This is a genomic window from Bradyrhizobium sp. 215_C5_N1_1, from assembly GCF_052075935.1.
GTDB classification, from domain to species: domain Bacteria; phylum Pseudomonadota; class Alphaproteobacteria; order Rhizobiales; family Xanthobacteraceae; genus Bradyrhizobium; species Bradyrhizobium barranii.
Window position 1 is genome coordinate 7,157,130 of record NZ_CP197228.1, and the last position, 19,372, is coordinate 7,176,501.

General features: G+C 65.0%; 16 protein-coding genes. 8 read left to right on the forward strand and 8 right to left on the reverse strand.

Annotated features, from left to right (window positions below):
• The first annotated feature begins 297 nt into the window (after positions 1 to 297).
• Complete coding sequence (locus AB7G19_RS34270; RefSeq protein ID WP_085402157.1) at positions 298 to 912, forward strand: LabA-like NYN domain-containing protein; 615 nt, start codon at positions 298 to 300, stop codon at positions 910 to 912.
• A 24-nt stretch (positions 913 to 936) separates the two neighbouring features.
• On the opposite strand, the gene pcaG is transcribed toward AB7G19_RS34270, so the two are convergent.
• Both pcaG and pcaH read right to left on the reverse strand, forming a co-directional pair.
• A complete protein-coding gene (pcaG, locus tag AB7G19_RS34275) occupies positions 937 to 1,563 on the reverse strand; it encodes a protocatechuate 3,4-dioxygenase subunit alpha (protein WP_085402158.1) in 627 nt (208 codons plus the stop codon).
• Between the two features lie 4 nt (positions 1,564 to 1,567).
• The gene (pcaH, locus tag AB7G19_RS34280; protein WP_041955084.1) at positions 1,568 to 2,350 is read right to left on the reverse strand and encodes a protocatechuate 3,4-dioxygenase subunit beta; all 783 of its coding nucleotides are present in this window, start codon (positions 2,348 to 2,350) and stop codon (positions 1,568 to 1,570) included.
• Between the two features lie 95 nt (positions 2,351 to 2,445).
• On the opposite strand from pcaH, the gene AB7G19_RS34285 reads away from it, so the two are divergent.
• The 4 genes from AB7G19_RS34285 to AB7G19_RS34300 all read left to right on the forward strand — a co-directional run bounded on the left by AB7G19_RS34285 (position 2,446) and on the right by AB7G19_RS34300 (position 9,221).
• Entirely contained in the window at positions 2,446 to 3,375 is a 930-nt protein-coding gene (locus AB7G19_RS34285) for a LysR family transcriptional regulator (protein ID WP_085402159.1), read from the forward strand.
• Positions 3,376 to 3,455: 80 nt separating this feature from the next.
• Complete coding sequence (gene pncB / locus AB7G19_RS34290) at positions 3,456 to 4,760, forward strand: nicotinate phosphoribosyltransferase (protein WP_028159033.1); 1,305 nt, start codon at positions 3,456 to 3,458, stop codon at positions 4,758 to 4,760.
• Between the two features lie 246 nt (positions 4,761 to 5,006).
• A complete protein-coding gene (locus tag AB7G19_RS34295; protein WP_085402160.1) occupies positions 5,007 to 6,320 on the forward strand; it encodes a GGDEF domain-containing protein in 1,314 nt (437 codons plus the stop codon).
• Positions 6,321 to 6,632: 312 nt separating this feature from the next.
• The gene (locus AB7G19_RS34300) at positions 6,633 to 9,221 is read left to right on the forward strand and encodes an autotransporter outer membrane beta-barrel domain-containing protein (protein ID WP_441268742.1); all 2,589 of its coding nucleotides are present in this window, start codon (positions 6,633 to 6,635) and stop codon (positions 9,219 to 9,221) included.
• 13 nt (positions 9,222 to 9,234) lie between these two features.
• Here the strand turns inward: AB7G19_RS34300 and AB7G19_RS34305 are convergent, their stop codons facing one another.
• Complete coding sequence (locus tag AB7G19_RS34305; protein ID WP_085402161.1) at positions 9,235 to 9,867, reverse strand: TetR/AcrR family transcriptional regulator; 633 nt, start codon at positions 9,865 to 9,867, stop codon at positions 9,235 to 9,237.
• A gap of 679 nt (positions 9,868 to 10,546) precedes the next feature.
• On the opposite strand from AB7G19_RS34305, the gene AB7G19_RS34310 reads away from it, so the two are divergent.
• Positions 10,547 to 13,951, forward strand: a complete 3,405-nt coding sequence (locus AB7G19_RS34310) for an acyl-[ACP]--phospholipid O-acyltransferase (RefSeq protein ID WP_354079024.1) — start codon at positions 10,547 to 10,549, stop codon at positions 13,949 to 13,951.
• Positions 13,944 to 14,639: an esterase/lipase family protein gene (locus AB7G19_RS34315; protein WP_085402164.1), complete on the forward strand. Its 696-nt coding sequence runs from the start codon at positions 13,944 to 13,946 to the stop codon at positions 14,637 to 14,639. Before AB7G19_RS34310 ends, AB7G19_RS34315 begins: the two co-directional genes overlap by 8 nt.
• Here AB7G19_RS34315 and AB7G19_RS34320 read toward each other — a convergent pair.
• The 4 genes from AB7G19_RS34320 to tcuA all read right to left on the reverse strand — a co-directional run bounded on the left by AB7G19_RS34320 (position 14,632) and on the right by tcuA (position 17,922).
• The gene (locus AB7G19_RS34320; RefSeq protein WP_354079026.1) at positions 14,632 to 15,183 is read right to left on the reverse strand and encodes a disulfide bond formation protein B; all 552 of its coding nucleotides are present in this window, start codon (positions 15,181 to 15,183) and stop codon (positions 14,632 to 14,634) included. The genes AB7G19_RS34315 and AB7G19_RS34320 overlap by 8 nt on opposite strands.
• 25 nt (positions 15,184 to 15,208) lie before the next feature.
• The gene (locus tag AB7G19_RS34325) at positions 15,209 to 15,367 is read right to left on the reverse strand and encodes a DUF5993 family protein (protein WP_201266196.1); all 159 of its coding nucleotides are present in this window, start codon (positions 15,365 to 15,367) and stop codon (positions 15,209 to 15,211) included.
• Between the two features lie 70 nt (positions 15,368 to 15,437).
• Entirely contained in the window at positions 15,438 to 16,544 is a 1,107-nt protein-coding gene (gene tcuB, locus AB7G19_RS34330; RefSeq protein ID WP_085402165.1) for a tricarballylate utilization 4Fe-4S protein TcuB, read from the reverse strand.
• A complete protein-coding gene (tcuA, locus tag AB7G19_RS34335; protein ID WP_085402166.1) occupies positions 16,531 to 17,922 on the reverse strand; it encodes an FAD-dependent tricarballylate dehydrogenase TcuA in 1,392 nt (463 codons plus the stop codon). The genes tcuB and tcuA overlap by 14 nt, the downstream gene beginning before the upstream one ends.
• Before the next feature lie 150 nt (positions 17,923 to 18,072).
• On the opposite strand from tcuA, the gene AB7G19_RS34340 reads away from it, so the two are divergent.
• Positions 18,073 to 18,756 carry a GntR family transcriptional regulator gene (locus AB7G19_RS34340; RefSeq protein WP_085402167.1) on the forward strand — a complete coding sequence of 228 codons (684 nt, stop codon included), beginning with the start codon at positions 18,073 to 18,075 and terminating at the stop codon, positions 18,754 to 18,756.
• Between the two features lie 10 nt (positions 18,757 to 18,766).
• On the opposite strand, the gene ybaK is transcribed toward AB7G19_RS34340, so the two are convergent.
• Positions 18,767 to 19,240 (reverse strand): Cys-tRNA(Pro) deacylase, encoded by a 474-nt coding sequence (gene ybaK, locus AB7G19_RS34345; protein WP_085402168.1) that lies wholly within the window; start codon positions 19,238 to 19,240, stop codon positions 18,767 to 18,769.
• Positions 19,241 to 19,372: the final 132 nt, after the last annotated feature.

Here is a 19,372-nt window from a genome sequence, read left to right on the forward strand (position 1 = left end):
GTCGAGATCCGAACCAGCGCGCCACTTACCTTCGTATAGAGCATCCAACCCTTTGGATACGCGCCGTTTACCTCCGTACAATTGAGCGTGGCATGTGCACGCCTTAACGTGACTACATTCGGAATCCTGGCGCTGATAGCAGCAACCTCCCTTAACTGGCGCGGGACGGCCCCCCCTCCGGCCGTCTGCGCCGCCTTTTTTCCGCGGGCCATCGGCGACTTCGGCGTTTTCCGGCCGGCACACAGCCCTGGCGGCTGAACCTGCCGGCTTCAATGCGGAACTGGGGATTAGTGCATAATGTCTTCGCTTGAGAAGATTGCGGTCTTCATCGATGGCCCCAATCTCTATGCCGCCACCAAGGCGCTCGGTTTCGATATCGACTACAGGCGCCTGCTCGGCGAATTTCACGGCCGAGGTACGTTGCTGCGAGCCTTCTACTACACGACCGTGAGCGAGGATCAGGAATACTCGTCAATCCGCCCATTGATCGATTGGCTCGACTATAACGGGTACACCGTCGTCACCAAGCTCGCCAAGGAGTTCGTTGACGCCACGACCGGCCGCCGCAAGATGAGGGGCAGCATGGATGTGGAACTCGCCGTGAATGCCATGGAACTCGCCGAGCACGTCAATCAGATCGTGCTGTTCTCGGGCGATGGGGATTTTCGTTCACTGGTGGAAGCCGTGCAACGCCGGGGCGTCCGCGTGACGGTCGTCTCCACGCTTGCGAGCCAGCCTCCCATGGTGGCCGACGAACTGCGCCGGCAGGCCGACGTCTTCATCGATTTGACGGAGCTGAAGCCAAGAGTGGGGCGCGCCCCGGCCGAGCGGCCGGGATCGCGCGAGATGCGCCAGCAACCACCGCAAGCCACCACGCGCGGATCGATCAATCGAGGCGACCAGGTGGAATGATCCTGCGGGGCGATCGGCGGATCGTCAGACGTCGAAGAACACCGTCTCCTCCGCCCCCTGCAGATTGATCGTGAAGGAGTACACGACCTTGCCGGCGCGCTCACCGCGCGTGGCGATCAGCGTCGCGCGCCGCACCGGCGGCTCGACCAGGTTGAGCACGGGGTCGGCGGCATTCGCGGCTTCTTCGTCGGAGAAATAGAGTCGCGTATTGAGACCGATGTTGATGCCGCGCGCGACGATCCAGATATTGACGTACGGCGCGCATTTGCGGCCTGCCTTGTCCGTGATCGCGCCCGGCTTGATGGTCTCGAAAGTGACGAGGCCGCTGTCGAAATCGGAGCCGGCGCGGCCCCAGCCGCGAAACTCCTCGTCCACCGCGCCGGCCAGGCGATCGGCCGGATGGTTATAGCGGCCGGTTGCGTTGGCCTGCCAGATTTCGAGCAGCACATCGCGCAGCGGCGTGCCGCTGCCGTCGAACACCTTGCCCTCCAGCGTGATGCGCTCGCCTGGCGTGTTCGGCGTCACCAGCACGTTAGAAAAGTTCTTCTCAAAAATGTCGAAGCCGGCCATGGCAGGGATCAGGCCGATATGGACGTAGGGCCCGGCGGTCTGCGAGGCGGTTTCCTTGAGATAGTCGAGCGGCTGCGGCATTGGCTCAATTCCCCGCGGTGCGATTTTCGAAATAGGTGGAACGCTGGCCGCGCAGCACGATGTCGAAGCGGTAGGCGAGCGAGTCGAACGGCGTCGAGGCGTTGAGGTCGAGCGGCGCCACGAGGCGGTCGAGCGCGTCCTTGTCCGGAATCGTCGTCAGGATCGGACAGACCGGGATCAGGGGATCGCCCTCGAAATACATCTGGGTGATCAGCCGCTGCGCAAAGCCCGAGCCGAACACCGAGAAGTGGATGTGGGCGGGACGCCAGCTGTTGACGAAGTTGCGCCAGGGATAGGGGCCCGGCTTCACGGTGCGGAAATAATAGTAGCCGGTGTCGTCGCTCAGCGCGCGGCCGCAGCCGCCGAAATTCGGATCGATCGGGGCGAGATAGGTATCCTTCTTGTGCCGGTAGCGGCCACCGGCATTGGCCTGCCAGAACTCGACCAGCGTGTTCGGCACGCCGCGGCCGGTCTCGTCGAGCACGCGGCCATGGACGATGATGCGCTCGCCGACGGGATCGCCGTCCTTGGCGTAGTTGCGGATCAGATCGTTGTCGAGCGGGCCGAGATCGTTGTGGCCGAACACCGGACCCGTGATCTCCGAGACCGAGTTCTCGATCGACAGCAGCGGCTGGCGCGGCGAGCGCAGCACCGAGGACTTGTAGCCGGGCGCATGCGCCGGCGGATGGATCGAATGGTCGCGCTGGAAGAAGCCGCCGTCGCGCGGCGTGAACGGCTCGGGTCGGTTGAGGCGGGGATCCTGCAAGGCTGGCGCCTGGACGTTCATCGGCGTTGTCTCTCCCTGTGGCGCCCGGGTCCGGGGGCGCGGCTTATCGGGAGATCATGGGACGATCTATTCTCAAGATAAATAGATCGATTATAATGAATTACATGAAGGAAATCGATCATTTGGCGCTCGACGGCCACGCCCTCGAACTGTTCCTTGCCGTGCTGGAGGAAGGTTCGGTCACGGCGGCAGCGACGCGGCTTGGTCTGACGCAATCGGCGGTCAGTCACGGGCTGAACAAGTTGCGGCGGATCGCGGGCGATCCGCTGTTTGCCAAATCCGGCCGCGGCATCGTCGCCACCGCCCATGCCCAGGCCTTGGCCGCGAAAGCGCGGGCGCTGATCGACGAGATGCGCAGCTTTGCCGGCGGCGTCACCTTCGAGCCGGCGCGCGCGCAGCTTTCGCTGACGATCGCCGCCAACGACTTCCAGCGCGATCTGCTGTTGCCGCGGTTTTTCGACCATGTCGCGGGACAGGTCAGGAGCCTGAACCTGCGCGTGATCCCCTCGCAGTCGCCGTCGCCCGCCATGCTGCGCGAAAACCGCTGCGATCTCATGGTCACGCCGCTGCCGCCATCCGGCGTGGACATCGTGCAGAAGCGGCTGCTCAGCGATCACTACGTCTGCTACTTCGATCCCAAGGTGCGCACAGCTCCGGCCGGCCGCAGTGCCTATCTCGCGGCACGCCACATCACGGTGGTCTATACCGACAACGAGCGGCTCGACTTCGACCGCCGGCTGGCGGCGAACGGCTTTCTGCGTGACATCGCCATCTCCGTGCCGAGCTTTTCCGGCGTGCCGCCCTTCCTGCGCGGCTCGCAGATGCTGGCGAGCATGCCGAGCCTGCTCGCCTCCGGTGTGATGCGCGGTTTCGCGCATGTACCGATTCCGCTAGCGTCGCGGACAAAGACGCTGGCCGAGCTGCCGATGTTCATGGTCTGGCATCAGCGCTATCAGAAAGACCCGGCCCATCGCTGGATCCGCGGCCAGCTCGAAACCGTGGCGGCAACGGCGGCCGGAGACTGAGCCTCGGTTACGGTTTCAGGGAAGTCTGCCCTTCGCCAAACCCACTGGTTGCGCGAGGGCCGCCACGCTAGAATTGTCCCATGACAGTGACCGATATTGCGAGCCGGACCTACAATCATAGCTGGCGGCTGGACCCCATCATCCGCAGCCTGCTGGATACCGACTTCTACAAGCTATTGATGTTGCAGATGATTCGGGAGGACTATCCGAATCAGCAGGTGACCTTCTCGGTCATCAACCGCTCGCGCCATGTGCGGCTGGCCGAGATCATCGACGAGGGCGAGCTGCGCGCCCAGCTCGACCACGCCCGCACCATCCGCTTCGCCAAGAAAGAGCTGATCTGGCTTGCCGGTAACACCTTCTACGGCAAGACCCACATGTTCTCGGCGGACTTCATCCGCTGGCTGGCCGAATTCCGGCTGCCCGAATACGAGCTGCGCAAGGTCGAGGGCCAGTACGAGCTGCATTTCCACGGCCCCTGGACCCACACCACGATGTGGGAAATTCCGGCGCTCGCCATCCTCAACGAGTTGCGGTCGCGCGCCGCGATGAAGGGCCGCGGCCGCTTCGAGCTCGACGTGCTCTATGCCCGCGCCAAGGCCAAGCTGTGGACCAAGGTCGAGCGGCTGCGCCAGCTCGAGAATTTGCGGCTCTCCGACTTCGGCACCCGCCGCCGCCACGGCTTCCTTTGGCAGCGCTGGTGCGTCGAGGCGGTGAAGGAAGGCCTGGGCCCGTCCTTCATCGGCACCTCCAACGTGCTGCTGGCGATGGACAATGATCTCGAAGCCATCGGCACCAATGCGCATGAGCTGCCGATGGTCGCGGCTGCGCTTGCCAAGGACGACGAGGAGTTGCGCTGGGCGCCCTATCGCATTCTCGACCAATGGCGCCAGACCTATGGCGGCAATCTCCTGATCGCGCTGCCCGACGCCTTCGGCACCAAATCCTTCCTGCGCGATGCGCCGGAATGGGTCGCCGATTGGACCGGCTTCCGCCCCGACAGCGCGCCACCGATCCAGGCCGGCGAGGAGATCATCGCCTGGTGGGAAAAGAAGGGCCGCAACCCCAAGGACAAGCTGCTCGTCTTCTCCGATGCGATGGATGTCGGCTCGATCGAGGAGACCTATCACCACTTCTCCGGTCGCTCGCGGCTCTCTTTCGGCTGGGGCACCAACCTCACCAATGATTTCGTCGGCTGCCCGCCGGACGGCTCGTTCAATCTCGATCCCATCTCGCTGGTCTGCAAGGTGTCGTCGGTTGACGGCCACCCGGCCGTCAAACTCTCGGACAATCCGGAGAAGGCGACCGGCATGCCCTCCGAGATCGAACGCTATTTGCGCGTGTTCGGCGACGCTGGCCGCGTGCGCAAGCCGGTGCTGGTCTAGCGCCGGACCAAACTCTCTCGATCAGGTAAACCGCGCAGGACGAATGCGAGGCATCGGTTCGCTACGACCGTATCGGTTCCGGTTCGTCGGCATTTGCAACGATCTGCGGGCATCCGCTTCACGACGCTTTCACCCTGCAGTGCAGTCGCTTGCGTCTTTGGGGTCGAGTTAAGCAACTTTCCCCTCTACTTGGCGTTGCAGGCGCGACGCTCCGGTGGGGTCGTTGATCGATTTGGGGAATGCAGGGTGTTTCGCAGAACAGCGACGTCGACGAAGGGGCGTAGTTTCCTTCACGTCATCAAACTTGTCTCGCCATTCGTGATGGTCGTCGTGCTCCAGGCAACGATCGCGGGATTCAGCCTCGAAGTGATGTCATCGGTCCGCGCCTATGTCGCGGGCGAAGCGATGTGGTCGCGGTCACAGAAGAACGCCGTCTATTTCCTCAATCTCTATCTGCATTCAGGCGAGGCGAGCCAGTTCACCCACTACCAGGCGTCCCTTGCCGTTCCCATCGGCGATGAGTTCGCGCGCTGGGCACTCGAGCGCGATCCGGTCGACGTCGAGGCCGCCCGCGTCGGGTTTCTGCAAGGCGGCAACCATCCCGATGACGTTCCGGGATTGATCTGGCTGTTCCGTTATTTCAGCCGCGTCAGCTTCCTCCAGGAAGCGATCCACGAGTGGGCGGCCACCGATCCCATGTTGCTGGAGCTCAGCGTCTTCGGCGAGGTCATCCGGTCCGAGTTGGCGCACGGACCCATTGAGGACCGCGACCGCCTGCGGCTGCTGTCGTCGCGGCTCTCGGAACTCAACACGCAGTTCACGGTGCATGCAAAGCGGTTCTCGACCGTCCTCGGCGAAGGCTCCCGCGCCATCAAGGTAACGCTGACGTGCATCAACATCGTGGCGGCCGCGACACTGATCCTGCTCCTGATCTGGCACACGCGGCGCTTGATGCTGCAACGACAGGCGTTCGAGGATGCGTTGCATGCCGAGAGGGAGCGCCTGGCATGGCAGGCATCGCACGACTGGTTGACCGGCCTGTCCAACCGCCGCGCCTTCGAGGCGCGCCTGCAAAGCGTGCTGGACACCACCGCGGCGGGCTCGCTGGGCCTGATCCTGCTCGACCTCGACCAGTTCAAGAGCGTCAACGACACCTGCGGCCACCTCGCCGGCGACCGCCTGCTCTGCCAGGTCTCGCGCCTGCTGCAACAGGACCGGGGGCCGCATGATCTGGTGGCCCGGCTCGGCGGCGACGAATTCGGCCTGATCCTGCCGCAATGCTCGCCCTCGACCACCGTCGATATCGCCGAACGCCTGCGCAGATCGCTCGAGCTGTTCACCTTCGCCTGGGATGATCGTTGCTTTGCGGTGACCGCCAGCATCGGCGTCGCCTGTATCGCGGACGGCAACACCACGCTCGAGGACGCCATGCGGCGCGCGGATGCCGCCTGCTACCGTGCCAAGGAAAAGGGGCGCAACCGGGTACAGGTCGACAACGGCAGACCGGACGTCGTCGTCGTTGCAACCCGTCCGCGCGAAGCCGTCGCGGCGCGAGGCTGATAGGCGCCGGCGCCCTCTCAACCCCGGCATCCGATTGCAGACATCGTCCAACGGCGTCGCGACGGCGAAGCTGTGTGACGCCGCGGCCACATTGCTCCCGAAAAAACTGCGTCTTTCGCTTTCCGCCACACCGCCTTGCGCGCTGATCCACGATGGCCGGAACCTCCCCCGCTAAGCATGGCACCAGCCAACGTTGCGGTCCGAATTCCGCCCGGACCGTGCCGAAAGAGGAGTTTGCAGGTGCCCTGGAATGGTTTGTTGCCCCCGCCCCAGATCCGTCGCGCGAAGACGTGTCGGCGGCATGCGTTTCTCTTGAGCACCGCGATCGGCGCCGTTGCCGCAGGTAGTGCGCTGCCGTGGCTCGCGACGCCGGCAGAGGCGGCCTGTGTGGTGACCGGAAGCGGCGCGCAGGCAGCGCTGCAGTCAGGCGATTCGATCACCTGCACCGGAGCGGGCAACACCCAGGTCAAGACGGCGCCCGTGGTCAGCGGTGTCACCGTCAACATTGGCGACGGCACCGCGACCTCCGTGAACGACCCGACCTTTGCCAGCGTTGTCCTCGAGGCGGCATCCAATAGTGCGGTCAAGGTCTTCGGCAACGCAACCGTCACCTCTGCCAACAGCGACGGCATTGACGTGATCGGCGGTGGCGGCAACACGATCACAGTGGATGCCGGCGCCATGGTTGGGTCATCGAGCCTCGCCACGTCGGGGCTCGCACTGGCCAATTCGAGCAACAATATCATCGTGATCGGAGGTACGGTCGGAAACGGCGTGACCGGAGCCATCAGCATCAGCATCGGTGCCGGGTCGGCGAACAATCAGGCGAACATCCTGTCGAGCGGCTTTGTCCATGCCATCAATGTCGCGGCCGTCGATCTGAGCGGCGCGGCCGACGGCAACGTCGTCAGCAACGCCGGCACGATATCAAGTGCCTCGGGCACGGCAATCATCGGCTCGGCCAATCAGGACACCATCATCAACTCAGGCACGATCATCAGCGGTGGCGTCAGCACGGCTGTCGACCTGAAGGGAGGCAACGACGTCTTCGAGTTGCGAGCGGGATCGAGCATCACGGGATGGGTCCTCGGCGGCAACGGAACGGACACGCTGCGCCTGGGCGGTACTGCCAACGCAGCGTTCAATCTCAGCATATTCGGCGCGGCCGGTCAGTTCCGGGAATTCGAGGCGCTGGAAAAGACCGGCAGCTCCACCTGGACGATGAACGGTTCGACGACCGAGATCGCGAGCATGAATATCCTGGCCGGCACCCTCGAGGTGAACGGCTCGATGCCCAACATCGCCACGACCGTCAGCGGGGGCATTCTCAGCGGCAACGGCGCCATCGGCAATATGACCGTGCTGTCAGGCGGCACGGTCTTGCCCGGCAATCTCGGTACGCTGACGAGCAATGGCAACGTCACGTTCAACGCCGGTTCGACCTACGCGATCTCCGTCACCGCTACCGGACAATCCGAGAAGATCCTCGCGGTCAACGCAACGTTGAACGGCGGCACCGTCGCAGTCAACACGATCGCCGGCGCCTATAACCCCTCGACGCAATACACGATCCTCAGCACGACGACTGGCGTCATCGGCAGCTTCTCGGGCGTCACTGTCAGCGGATACAATCCGCAGCTCTTCGCTTCCTCCCTCAGCTATGACGGGTTCAGCGTCTTCCTGACGCTCAACTACAACAACGCCGCATTCCTCTCCATCGCCCAAACGCAAAACCAGAAGGCCGTGGCCGGCGCCTTGAGCGCGTTCGGTCCCAACCTGCCTTTCCTCTCCTCCTTCGCAGGCGAGAGCGACGCCCAGCTCCGTTACAGTCTGGACCAGCTTTCGGGTGAAGCGGCCACCGGCGCGCAGCAGGGCGCCTTCCAGTTCACGAGCCAATTCCTCGGCCTCATGCTTGATCCGTTCGTGGGTGGACGCAGTGGCATGAGCACCGGCGACACGGCGCTCGGCTTCAGCCCCGAACGCGCCGCGCTGCCGGACGATATCGCCCTCGCCTACAACAAGGTGCTGGGGACGCCGGCCATGAAAGCGCCGGCCTTTGCGGAGCGTTGGACGGCTTGGGGCACGGCGTTCGGCGGCACCAACCGCACCGGCGGCGACGCCGTCGTGATCGGCAGTCACGACCTCGGCGCGCGCGCCGGCGGCGTCGCGGCCGGCGCCGATTATCATTTCGGCCGCGATGCGCTTGTCGGTTTCGCGCTGTCGGGCGGCGGCACCAAATGGGATCTCGCGCAGGCGATCGGCGGGGGCAAGAGCGATGCAATCCAGGCCGGCGTCTACACCGCCGTGCGCACAGGGCCAGCCTATTTTGCCGCCTCTCTCGCCGTGGCCAATCATTGGATGTCGACAGATCGGCTCGCACCGTTCGGCAACCAGCTCACCGCCAAATTCGACGCGCAAACCGTCGGAGGCCGCATCGAGGGCGGCTATCGCTTCGCCACGCCGATTGGCGGCTTCACGCCATATGTGGCGGCGCAGGCGCAGGCTTTTCGCACACCGACCTATACCGAGGCCGATCTGGCCGGCAGCGGCTTTGGCCTGACCTATCAGGGACGCACGGCCTCCGACACACGGAGCGAGCTCGGCGCGCGCTTCGATCGCGCGACGCTGGTCACGCCGAATTCGGTCCTCACGTTGCGCGGCCGCGCGGCCTGGGCCCATGATTGGGTGAGCGACCCGACGCTCGTCGCCGCATTCCAGGCGCTGCCCGGCGCGAGCTTCATCGTCAACGGCGCAACGCCGGCAAAGGACACCGCGCTCGCATCTGCCGGTGCCGAGCTGAAGTTTTCGAACGGCGTTGCCCTGTCGGCGAAGTTCGACGGCGAGTTCGCGGCGCGCAGCACCACTTATTCCGGCACCGCGAGCCTGCGATACGCGTGGTAGCCGCTTGGTCTCCTCAAGACGACCGCGCGCCGACCGGCACGATCCCGAGGCCGGCAAGATGCGTATCGAGGAATTGCTCGACCTGCTGGCGCAGCATCTGGGGCGGCACCGCCACCATGCGCTCCTCCAGGCCGAGCGAGATGATTCCATGCACGGCGGAAAACAGCGTGCGCGACAGCAGCGCGATCCTCACGTCGTCCGCAGCCGGTAGCAGCCGCACCAGGGCTGGATGCATCAGCGCGAAAGCGTCCATCACCATCTGAAGGATGTCGTCGGGATAAGGACGATCGTCCTCCATCCGATGCTCGAACAGCGAGCGCAGCAGGTTTGCGTGCTCGGCGAAGAATTCGAGATAAGTCTCGGCAAACCCGTAGAGCTGGCGAACGGGGTCCTCGGCCGGAACCTCGGCGAGCCGTACCGTCAGCGCCTGAACGGTCTCCCGGTTCACCGTCAGGATCACCCCGTCGAAGTCGCCGAACTCGTTATAGACGCTGCCCACCGAGCAACCGGCGGCCTCCGCAACGTCACGAACTTTCAATGATCTCAGTCCCTTAGCTGAAATGATGCCGCGGGCGATCTCCAGGATCTGGAGCCTCCGCCGATTTTTTTTCTGGTCGCGTGGCGATTCTTCTTGAACATTGTTCATTTTCAAGCTACTCATGTGAACATTGTTCAAATTAACCCGGAGATCTGCAAAATGCAAACCCTCGCTGTTGATATCGCCTCCACCTTCGTCGACGACGCCGCGGCTCTCGTGACCGGCCTTGGCCGCACCCTGCTGCGGTTCGCGATGGCGCCGATCGATCGCATCGCAAATGCCTGCGACATTGCCGGCGTGCTCACCGAGCGCCGCGCGACCTTCCGGATGTGGCGGGCGAGCCGCGCCCGTGCCCGTCACGCGGGCCGCCGGTTCAGCCTGCTCGGCCGCCTCTCGCCCTTTCGCCACCTCGCTCATCTCACGTGAGGCGGGCGCACCCGGGACGTTCCGGTCGGCTCGAATGCAAGACCCGGTTGCAAGGAAGGACTTACCATGTCCCGACATTCGCAGCCGATGTCGCGGCCTTTGGCGATGCGGTTCAACATTTCCTCATCGCCCGGCGCGGTATCCGGGACAGCGCGGCCGGTCCGTCCGAACCACGGCTGCGACCAGATATTTGCGAACCTAACGAGACCATTTGGAGACCAACAGGATCGGAAGGGTCGAGGGGACAGAGCAGGCCGGCGACCGTCGTCATCCAGCCATCGTTCGTCCCGTAAGCTTCCGGTCGTGACGCCTCACCGACAACCTAACAATCTCAGGCTGCCTTCCCAAAACAGGACTTGTCATGATCAGGGAATTGATGTCGTCACGCCGCTTCGCGCCGCTGTTCTGGGCGCAATTTTTCTCGGCGCTCAATGACAACGTGCTCAAGAACGCACTCGTCATCATCCTGCTTTACAGTGCCGCGACCGGTCACGGCGACGCGCTGGTGACGGTCGCAGGCGCCGTCTTCATCTTCCCCTATTTCATCCTGTCGGGGCTCGGCGGCCAGCTCGCCGACAAATACGTCAAATCCGTCGTCGCGCGGCGGCTCAAATTCGCGGAGATCTTTGCTGCGGCCTTTGCCGCCGCCGGCTTCTTCCTGCACTCGGTGCCGCTGCTGTTCACGGCGCTCGCGCTGTTCGGCACCATCGCCGCCCTGTTCGGCCCCGTGAAATACGCCATGCTGCCGGACCAGCTCGAGCTCGGTGAGCTCGCAACCGGCAACGCGCTGGTCGAAGGCGCGACTTTCATGGCCATCCTGCTCGGCACCGTCGCCGGCGGCCAGTTCGTGGCCGGCTCCGCGCATATGGGCTGGGTTGCATCGGCCGTGGTCGTGCTGGCCCTGCTGTCCTGGGCCTTCGCCTCCCGCATTCCGCAGACGACGCCATCCGCCCCCGACCTGCCCGTCAACGCCAATCCCTGGACCTCGACGGTCGGCCTGTTGAAGACGCTCTACGCGGACAAGCGGCTGTGGGACGGCACCGTGATCGTCTCGTGGTTCTGGCTGGTCGGCGCCATCGTGCTGTCGCTGCTGCCTGCGCTGGTCAAGGACGTCGTCGGTGGCACCGAAGGCGTGGTGACGCTGTGCCTCGCGACCTTCGCGATCGGCATCGCCATCGGCTCGCTGTTCGCCGCCAGCCTGAGCCATGTCCGCCCGAACCTCGCGCTGGTGCCGATCGGCGCCATCATCATGGGCTTTGCCGGTCTCGATCTCGCCTGGGCCATCGGCGTGACCACCAGGGGCCAGGACATCGCTGCGGTCGACTTCGCGACCTCGTTCGCCGGGCTGCGCATGCTGATCGACTTCGTCGCCTTCGCGTTCGGCGGCGGCCTGTTCGTCGTTCCCTCCTTCGCTGCCGTGCAAGCCTGGTCGGCACCGTCCGAGCGCGCCCGCATCATCGCCGCCGGCAACGTGCTGCAAGCCGCCTTCATGGTAGCAGGCTCGCTGTTCGTCGCGCTGTTGCAGGCGGGCGGATTGCATGTCGGCTGGATCTTCTTCGGCCTCGGCGTCGCCAGCTTCGGCGCAGTGTGGTTCGTGCTGACCAAGTGGGGCAAGGAAGGCGTCCGCGATTTCGGCGGGCTGCTGTTCCGCGCGCTGTTCCGCACCGAGGTTCGCGGGCTCGAGAACCTGCCGCCTCCGGGCACGCGCATGCTGATCGCGCCCAACCATGTCAGCCTGATCGACGGCCCGCTGCTGCACGCCGTGCTGCCGATCGATGCGAGCTTCGCGGTCGATACCGGCATCTCCAAGGCCTGGTGGGCCAAGCCGTTCCTGCGCGTCGTCAAGCACTACACCATGGACCCGACCAAGCCGCTGGCCGCGCGCGACCTGATCAAGCTCGTCGCCGCCGGCGAGCCGGTGGTCATTTTCCCTGAGGGACGCATCACCGTCTCCGGCTCGCTGATGAAGGTCTATGACGGCACCGCGATGATCGCGGACAAGGCCGACGCGGTGGTCGTGCCCATTCGCATCGAGGGCGCGCAGCGGTCGCATCTCAGCTATCTCAACGGCAGCCAGATCAAGCGCTCCTGGTTTCCGCGGGTGACGGTCACGATCCTGCCGCCGGTCAAGCTTCCGGTCGATCCGGCGCTGAAGGGCAAGGCACGCCGCAATGCCGCGGGCGCCGCGCTCCAGGACGTGATGATCGACGCCATGGTCAAGAACGCCATGCTCGACCACACCCTGTTCGAAGCACTCGGACATGCCTATCGCGACCGCGATACCGGCAAGGTGATCATCGAGGACGCGCTCGGCACCAAGCTGACCTATCGCAAGCTGATCCTCGGCGCGCAGGTCTTGAGCCGCAAGCTCGAGGCCGGCACCACGGCCGGCGAGAATGTCGGTGTGTTGCTGCCGAATTCCGCGGGTGTCGCCGTCGTCTTCATGGCGCTGCAAAACATCGGCCGGGTCCCGGCGATGCTCAACTTCTCGGCCGGCCCGGTCAACGTCCTCGCCGCCATGAAGGCCGCGCAGGTCAAAACCGTGCTCACGTCAAAGGCCTTCATCGAGAAGGGCAAGCTCGACAAGCTGATGGCCGCGGTCTCCGCAGAGGCGCGCGTCGTCTATCTCGAGGACGTCCGCGCTTCGATCGGTACGGCCGACAAGATCAAGGGCCTGCTCGCAGGCACTGCGCCGCGCGTCGCCCGCCAGGCCGACGATTCGGCTGTCGTGCTGTTCACGTCGGGCTCGGAAGGCACGCCCAAGGGCGTGGTGCTGTCCCATCGCAACATCCTTGCGAATGCGGCGCAGGCGCTGGCCCGGGTCGATGCCAACGCCAATGACAAGGTGTTCAACGTGCTGCCGGTGTTCCACTCGTTCGGGCTGACCGGCGGAATGATGATGCCCCTGCTCGCCGGCATTCCGATCTACATGTACCCCTCGCCGCTGCACTACCGCATCGTGCCGGAGCTGATCTACCAGACCGGCGCCACGATCCTGTTCGGCACCGACACCTTCCTCACCGGCTACGCCCGTTCGGCGCACGCCTACGACTTCCGCACGCTGCGCCTGGTGATCGCCGGCGCGGAGGCGGTGAAGGATCGCACACGTCAGGTGTTCATGGAACGCTACGGCATCCGCATCCTGGAAGGCTACGGCGTCACCGAGACCGCGCCGGTGCTGGCGATGAACACGCCGATGGCCAACCGTCCCGGCACCGTCGGCCGCCTGTCACCGCTGATGGAAAGCCGCCTCGATCCGGTCCCCGGCATCGAGGAAGGCGGACGCCTCTCGGTGCGCGGACCGAACGTGATGCTCGGTTACCTCAGGGCCGAAAATCCCGGCGTGCTCGAACCGCTCGCCGAGGGCTGGCACGACACCGGCGACATCGTGGCGATCGACGCGGCCGGCTTCATCACCATCAAGGGCCGCGCCAAGCGCTTCGCCAAGATCGCGGGCGAAATGGTCTCGCTGTCGGCGGTCGAGAGCATCGCGACGACGCTGTGGCCGCAAGCCGCCTCGGTCGCCGTGTCGATCCCCGACCAGCGCAAGGGCGAGCGCATCGTGCTGCTGACGACGGAGAAGACCGCCGAGCGCAGTGCGATGCAGGGCCAGGCCAAGGCGATCGGCGCGTCCGAGCTGACCGTGCCCGCGGCGATCATGGTGGTCGACAAGGTGCCGTTGCTCGGCACCGGCAAGACCGACTATGTCACGGCAACGACGATGGCCCGTGAGCAGGCGTCCTCGCCGGAGCGCGAGGTTGCGTAAAGACGACAAGTCCACGGCCGTCGCTCCGGCGGAAGCCCGGTGCGACGGCGTGGTCCTGCTTCACGGCATCGGCGTCGGTGCCTGGACGCTGAAGAGGCTGGATCGGGCGTTGCAGCGTCACGGCTTCGCCACGCTCAATCTCGACTACCCCAGCCGCAAGAAGCCGCTCGAGGAGCTTGCGGAAGACATCCACGCGCCGGTCGCCGCGTTTGCAAAGCAATGCGACGGCGCGATCCACTTCGTCGCCCATTCCATGGGCGGGCTGCTCGCCCGGGTTTACATCGCGAGATATCGTCCGGTGCGGCTCGGCCGCGTCGTGATGCTGGGCACGCCCAACGGCGGCAGCGAAGTCGCCGATCTCCTGAAGGACCTCTCGCTCTACCGCGCTGTTTTCGGTCCAGCCGGCTCGCAGCTTTCGACAGCCCAGCCCCCTGTGCTCGCCGCCCTGCCGCCTCCCGATTATGCGATCGGCGTCATCGCGGGATGCCGCACCATCGCGCCGATCGCCTCGGCCTTTGTCCTGCCGCGGCCCAATGACGGACGGGTTTCAGTCGCAAGCGCGAAGCTGGCCGACATGGCCGACCACATCGTCGTCAAGGCATCGCACACCGGACTTCCACGAAATGCCGTCGCGATCGAGCAGACGATCGCGTTCCTGCACGACGGCCGCTTCAATCCGATCACTTGAGCAGGAGATAGCGAACCGGGTTGTCGTCGCACTGCCCCGCGCCGCACTCCAGCACGGTGGACAAGAGATTGGCGGCGACCAGCAACGCAAAGATCGCGAAGACCGTGTTCGATGCCGCACCGTTCAAAGGCGCGTCCCCGTCTCGCTTGCCGGTCACATCCTTCAGGATGAAGACGAGCGCGACATAACACACGATCCCGATCGCCGCGATCAGCGCCCAGGTATAGAAGTGCAGCCCGAACAGTGCCGAGCCGTATCCAGGATCGCCGGGCGCAAGATGCAGTGACACCTGCCGCATCGAGATGAAGCCGGTGACGAGGCTGGAAACGAGGATCATCGCGTAGTGAGACCCGCGTTCACCGAGGCGCATGTTGAACAGGAACCCCATGCCGACCGCGATGAACCCGGCCCTTTGCAACAGGCAAAGCGGACAGGGCAGCTCGCCGAGCGCAAGCTGATAGGTGAACGCCACCGTCAGGATCAACGAGATCCCGAGCAGCCCAAGCATGTTCAGGATCGCGCCGACCGGCCGTTGCTCGCTCATCTCTGCAGTGCCCATCTCGACACCGTCAGAACGAGAATTTGAGTGGATCGGTCGCGTGGTGGAAGAACCATGCGACCGTGACCACGACTGTTGCGCTCCAGAGCGCATAGCTTAGTCCCGCGCGCGAACGCCAGGCACTCGCGCAGCCCGCGAGCGCCAGCAGGAAAGGCAGAAACATGTACATGAGCGCGGGCTCCCTAAGCGATTCGCGCTGTGCGCGAACGGCCCAGAAATACGTCAGCCGCGCATGCCTCTCAAGAGCCGGCTTCGCTGCGCCGCTCCTGCGCATAACGCACCAGCGCCACCAAGCGATAGATGCCGTGCACGAACTTGCCATAGGGCATGGTGATGAACAGCGCGAACACCGCGCCGAGATGCAGGGCCAATAGCGGTCCCATGGCAGCGGTCTCGCGCAGGACAAGCAGCGCCATGCCGGTGAAGCCGGTCAGAAACAGCATGGCGATGAAGCCGACGTCCATGCCGTAGCGCTGCTCGTCGAGCAGTTCCGGTGCACGCCGCGTTTTCGCGACGAACAGGCCGATCGGACCGACGATGAGACCGATGCCGCCGAGTGTCCCCAGCACCACGGGCAGATCCCACCACGGATACGGCGCCTCGCGGCTCCAGAGGTAGTGATAGAGCGTCGCCACCGACGTCGCGGCGAAGCATAGCAGAAAACCGTAGAACGTCAGGTGATGGAAAAGCTTGCGCCGGTCGGTCGGCTTGTCGTCCTCGTTGTAGCAGCCGACGCCGCCACCGTGGAGATAGCGCAGCTCGCCGGCATCGCGGACAGCCTGGAAGATCGAGCCGCCGTCGGCGCGACCGCCAATGGGAGCTCCGATGTCGCGCCAGAAGGCACGCACGCTCATCACCAGCGCGAGGATCGCGTAGAGGAAGGCGGCGCTGAACAATGCGGCCATCGCGTTGTGCGGCATCAGCTTGTAGAAGGCACCAGGGCCGGTGTGCACACCGAACAACACGCTGTGGCCGTTGAGGGCCGCAAAGCCGAGGATAAAGGCGGCCATGCTGAGCGCGGCGATGACGCTGATGACGAGCCCGTTGCGGGCGAAGGCACCGGACAGCGCCTGCGGCCAGGCATAGGCCGCATAGGACTCGGCGCGCGCAACCGCAAGCGTCTTCGGAACGTTGACGTTGAACTCGTGCGGCGGCGAGAACTGACAGTCGACGTAGCAGGCGCCGCAGGAATGGCAGAGGTTTGCGAGATAGTTGAGATCTCCGTCGGAGAAGGCGCGCCGCATCTCCATGGCGGGAAATACCGCGCAAAGACCCTCGCAGTAGCGGCAGGAATTACAGACCGTCATCAGACGGTCGGCTTCGTCCAGAATTCTAGTTCCGTGCATGTTTCGCCGCTTCCCGTCCCGCGATCCGCCCGAACACGCTGCCGATGGTCATGCCCATGCCGGCCGCATAGCCCTTGCCGAGCACGTTGCCGGCCATGATCTCGCCGGCCGCGAACATGTTGGCGGACGGCTTGCCGTCAGCCATCAGCATCCGCGCCTCCTTGTTCACGCGCGTGCCGAGATAGGTGAAGGTGATGCCGGGCCGCACCGGATAGGCGAGATAAGGCGGGGTCTCGATTTTGCGTGCCCAATGCGTCTTCGGCGGCGTGATACCTTCAGTCACGCAGTCGTCCAGAATGGTGTGATCGAAGGTGCCGGGCCGCACGGCCGCGTTGAACTCGGTGACGGTCTTCTCCAGCGCAGCCGGATCGAGCTCGAGCTTGCCGGCCAGCACGGCGACGGTCTGCCCGGCGATCGGCGGGAACAGCGTCGGCATGAAGCTGGTGACGACGGTGGAATCGAAGATGATGTAGGCGATCTGGTCGGGCTGCGCCGCGACCAGCCGGCCCCAGATCGCATAGCGCTTCGGCCAGATGTCCTCACCCTCGTCGTAGAATCGCTGGGCATGCTTGTTGACGACGATGCCGAACACGACGGAGTCGTGGCGGGTGATGATGCCGCCGTCGAATTTCGGCGCACGGGCGTCGATTGCGACCGCATGGCACTGGGTGGGATCGCCGACCTCCTGCACGCCCTTGTCGAGCAGCATCTTCAGGATCGATCCGCGATTATAGGGCGTGCCGCGGATCAGGAAATTGTCCGCGGCTTCGCCCCAATATTGCTTCAGCCATTCGATGTTGGCCTCGAACCCGCCGGCAGCGGCGACCAGCGACGTCGCGCGGATCTCGGTCTCGCCCTTGATCGGCCGCTTGAGGCGCGCGGCGAGGAACATGCCGTCCTCGATCACGAGATCGGTGACCTCGGCGTCGTACTCGACATCGACGCCGAGCCGCTCGGCGGTCAGATAGAGCGCGTTCAGCATCGCGCGGCCGCCGCCGAGAAAGAAGGAGTTGGTACGGCCGAGGCTCAGCGTGCCGCCGAGCGAGGGTTGCCAGCGCACGCCCTGCTCCACGATCCAGTTCAGGATATCCTTGGACTCCCGGATCATGTGCCGGGCGAGCACCTCGTCGGTCTGGCCGCCCGTCACCAGCAGCAGATCTTGCCAGAATTCCTCTTCGGTGTAGGGACCGGTCAGGATCTCAGTCGCCGCATCATGGGCGCAGCGCATGTTGCGGGTGTGGCGGGTGTTGCCGCCGCGATAGAATTTTGGCGCGCCCTCCAGCACCAGCACCGAGGCACCGCCGCGGCGCGCCGAGATCGCCGCGCACAGTGCCGCATTGCCGCCGCCGATCACCAGCACGTCGTATTTGCTGCTCATCCCGTCTGCCCGATGCGACGAAGTTAGAGACATTCTGCCGCCGAGGACCCCGATCGACCCACGGCAGCCATTGCGTACGTTTGTATACAAAGATATACATCGGCGCGGCAAGTGCCATCTCTGCATGGGCAGGATGCGCCGTGAGGGAAGATGGCCAGGCGCGTGGCAAAGTCAGGCGGATCGATCACACGCGGCGGCGGCGTGGCACTGGGCGAAGCCGTGTTCCGCTCGCTGTGCGAGGCGCTCCAGGCCGGCAGTTACCGTGCCGGAGACCGGCTGCGCGAGGAAGAGGTCGCGCAGCGGCTCAAGGTCAGCCGCACGCCGGTCCGTGAGGCGCTTGGCCGTCTCGCGGCCCGCGGCTTCGTCGAGCCCGCCGGCGGCCGCGGACTGATCGTGCGCGACCTCGATATTTCCGAGGTGCTCGAGCTCTACGCCATGCGGGAGATCATGGAAGGTGCTGCAGCGCGCCTGGCCGCCGAGCACACCTCCACTCCCGAAGTCCACGCGCTCAGGGATATCGAGCAGGCCTTTGTCGAGGCGTCGGCGTCAGACGCTGCCGAGATGGCGCGGCTCAACCGCGCCTTCCACGAAGCCATCTGCCGCGCGGCGCGCAACCGCTATCTCGACAACGCCTCGCGCGAATTGCAGGACTGGATCGCGCTGCTGGGCCCGACCACCTTCACGGTGACGGGCCGTCCCTCGACCAGCCACGGCGAGCACCAGGCCATCATCGACGCCATCGCCGCACGCGACGGCGACAAGGCCGAGCAGCTTGCGCGGGCGCATATCCGCGAGGCGTTGCGCTGCCGGCTCAAACTGCTGCAGAAGCAGTAACGCGCGGCGCTCACGCGAGCACATCCGCGACGACCGCTTTGAGGACATCGCGCACATCGCCCGGCTTCAGCCGAACCTGCAAGCCGCGCTGGCCGCCGTTGAGATAGACCTGATCATGTGCGAGCGCGCTCTGCTCGATCACGGTGCGCACCGGCTTGCGCTGCCCGAACGGGCTGATGCCACCGACCTTGTAGCCGGTGACGCGCTCGGCCTCCGGCGGCTTCATCATCTGCGCCGACTTGCCGCTCGCGGCAGCGGCGAGCTTTTTCATGGAGACTTCCTGGTCGGACGGGACGACGACGCAGATCGGCTTGCCGTCCACCAGCGCCATCAGCGTCTTCAGCACGCGCGCGGGGTCCTCACCAAGCGCAGCGGCGGCCTGCAGGCCGATGCTCTCGGCGTCGGGATCGTAGTCGTAGGTGTGCACGGTGAAGGCAACGTCGGCGGCTGCAAGCGCGCGCGTGGCTGGGGTGACTTTGGACATGGGTCACGTTTACCACCGTCATTGCGAGGCGCGAAGCGACGAAGCAATCCAGAATCTTACCGCGGAGGTAGTCTGGATTGCTTCGCTACGCTCGCAATGACGGTGTGGGCGCGGATGCCCGCCACAGCCGTC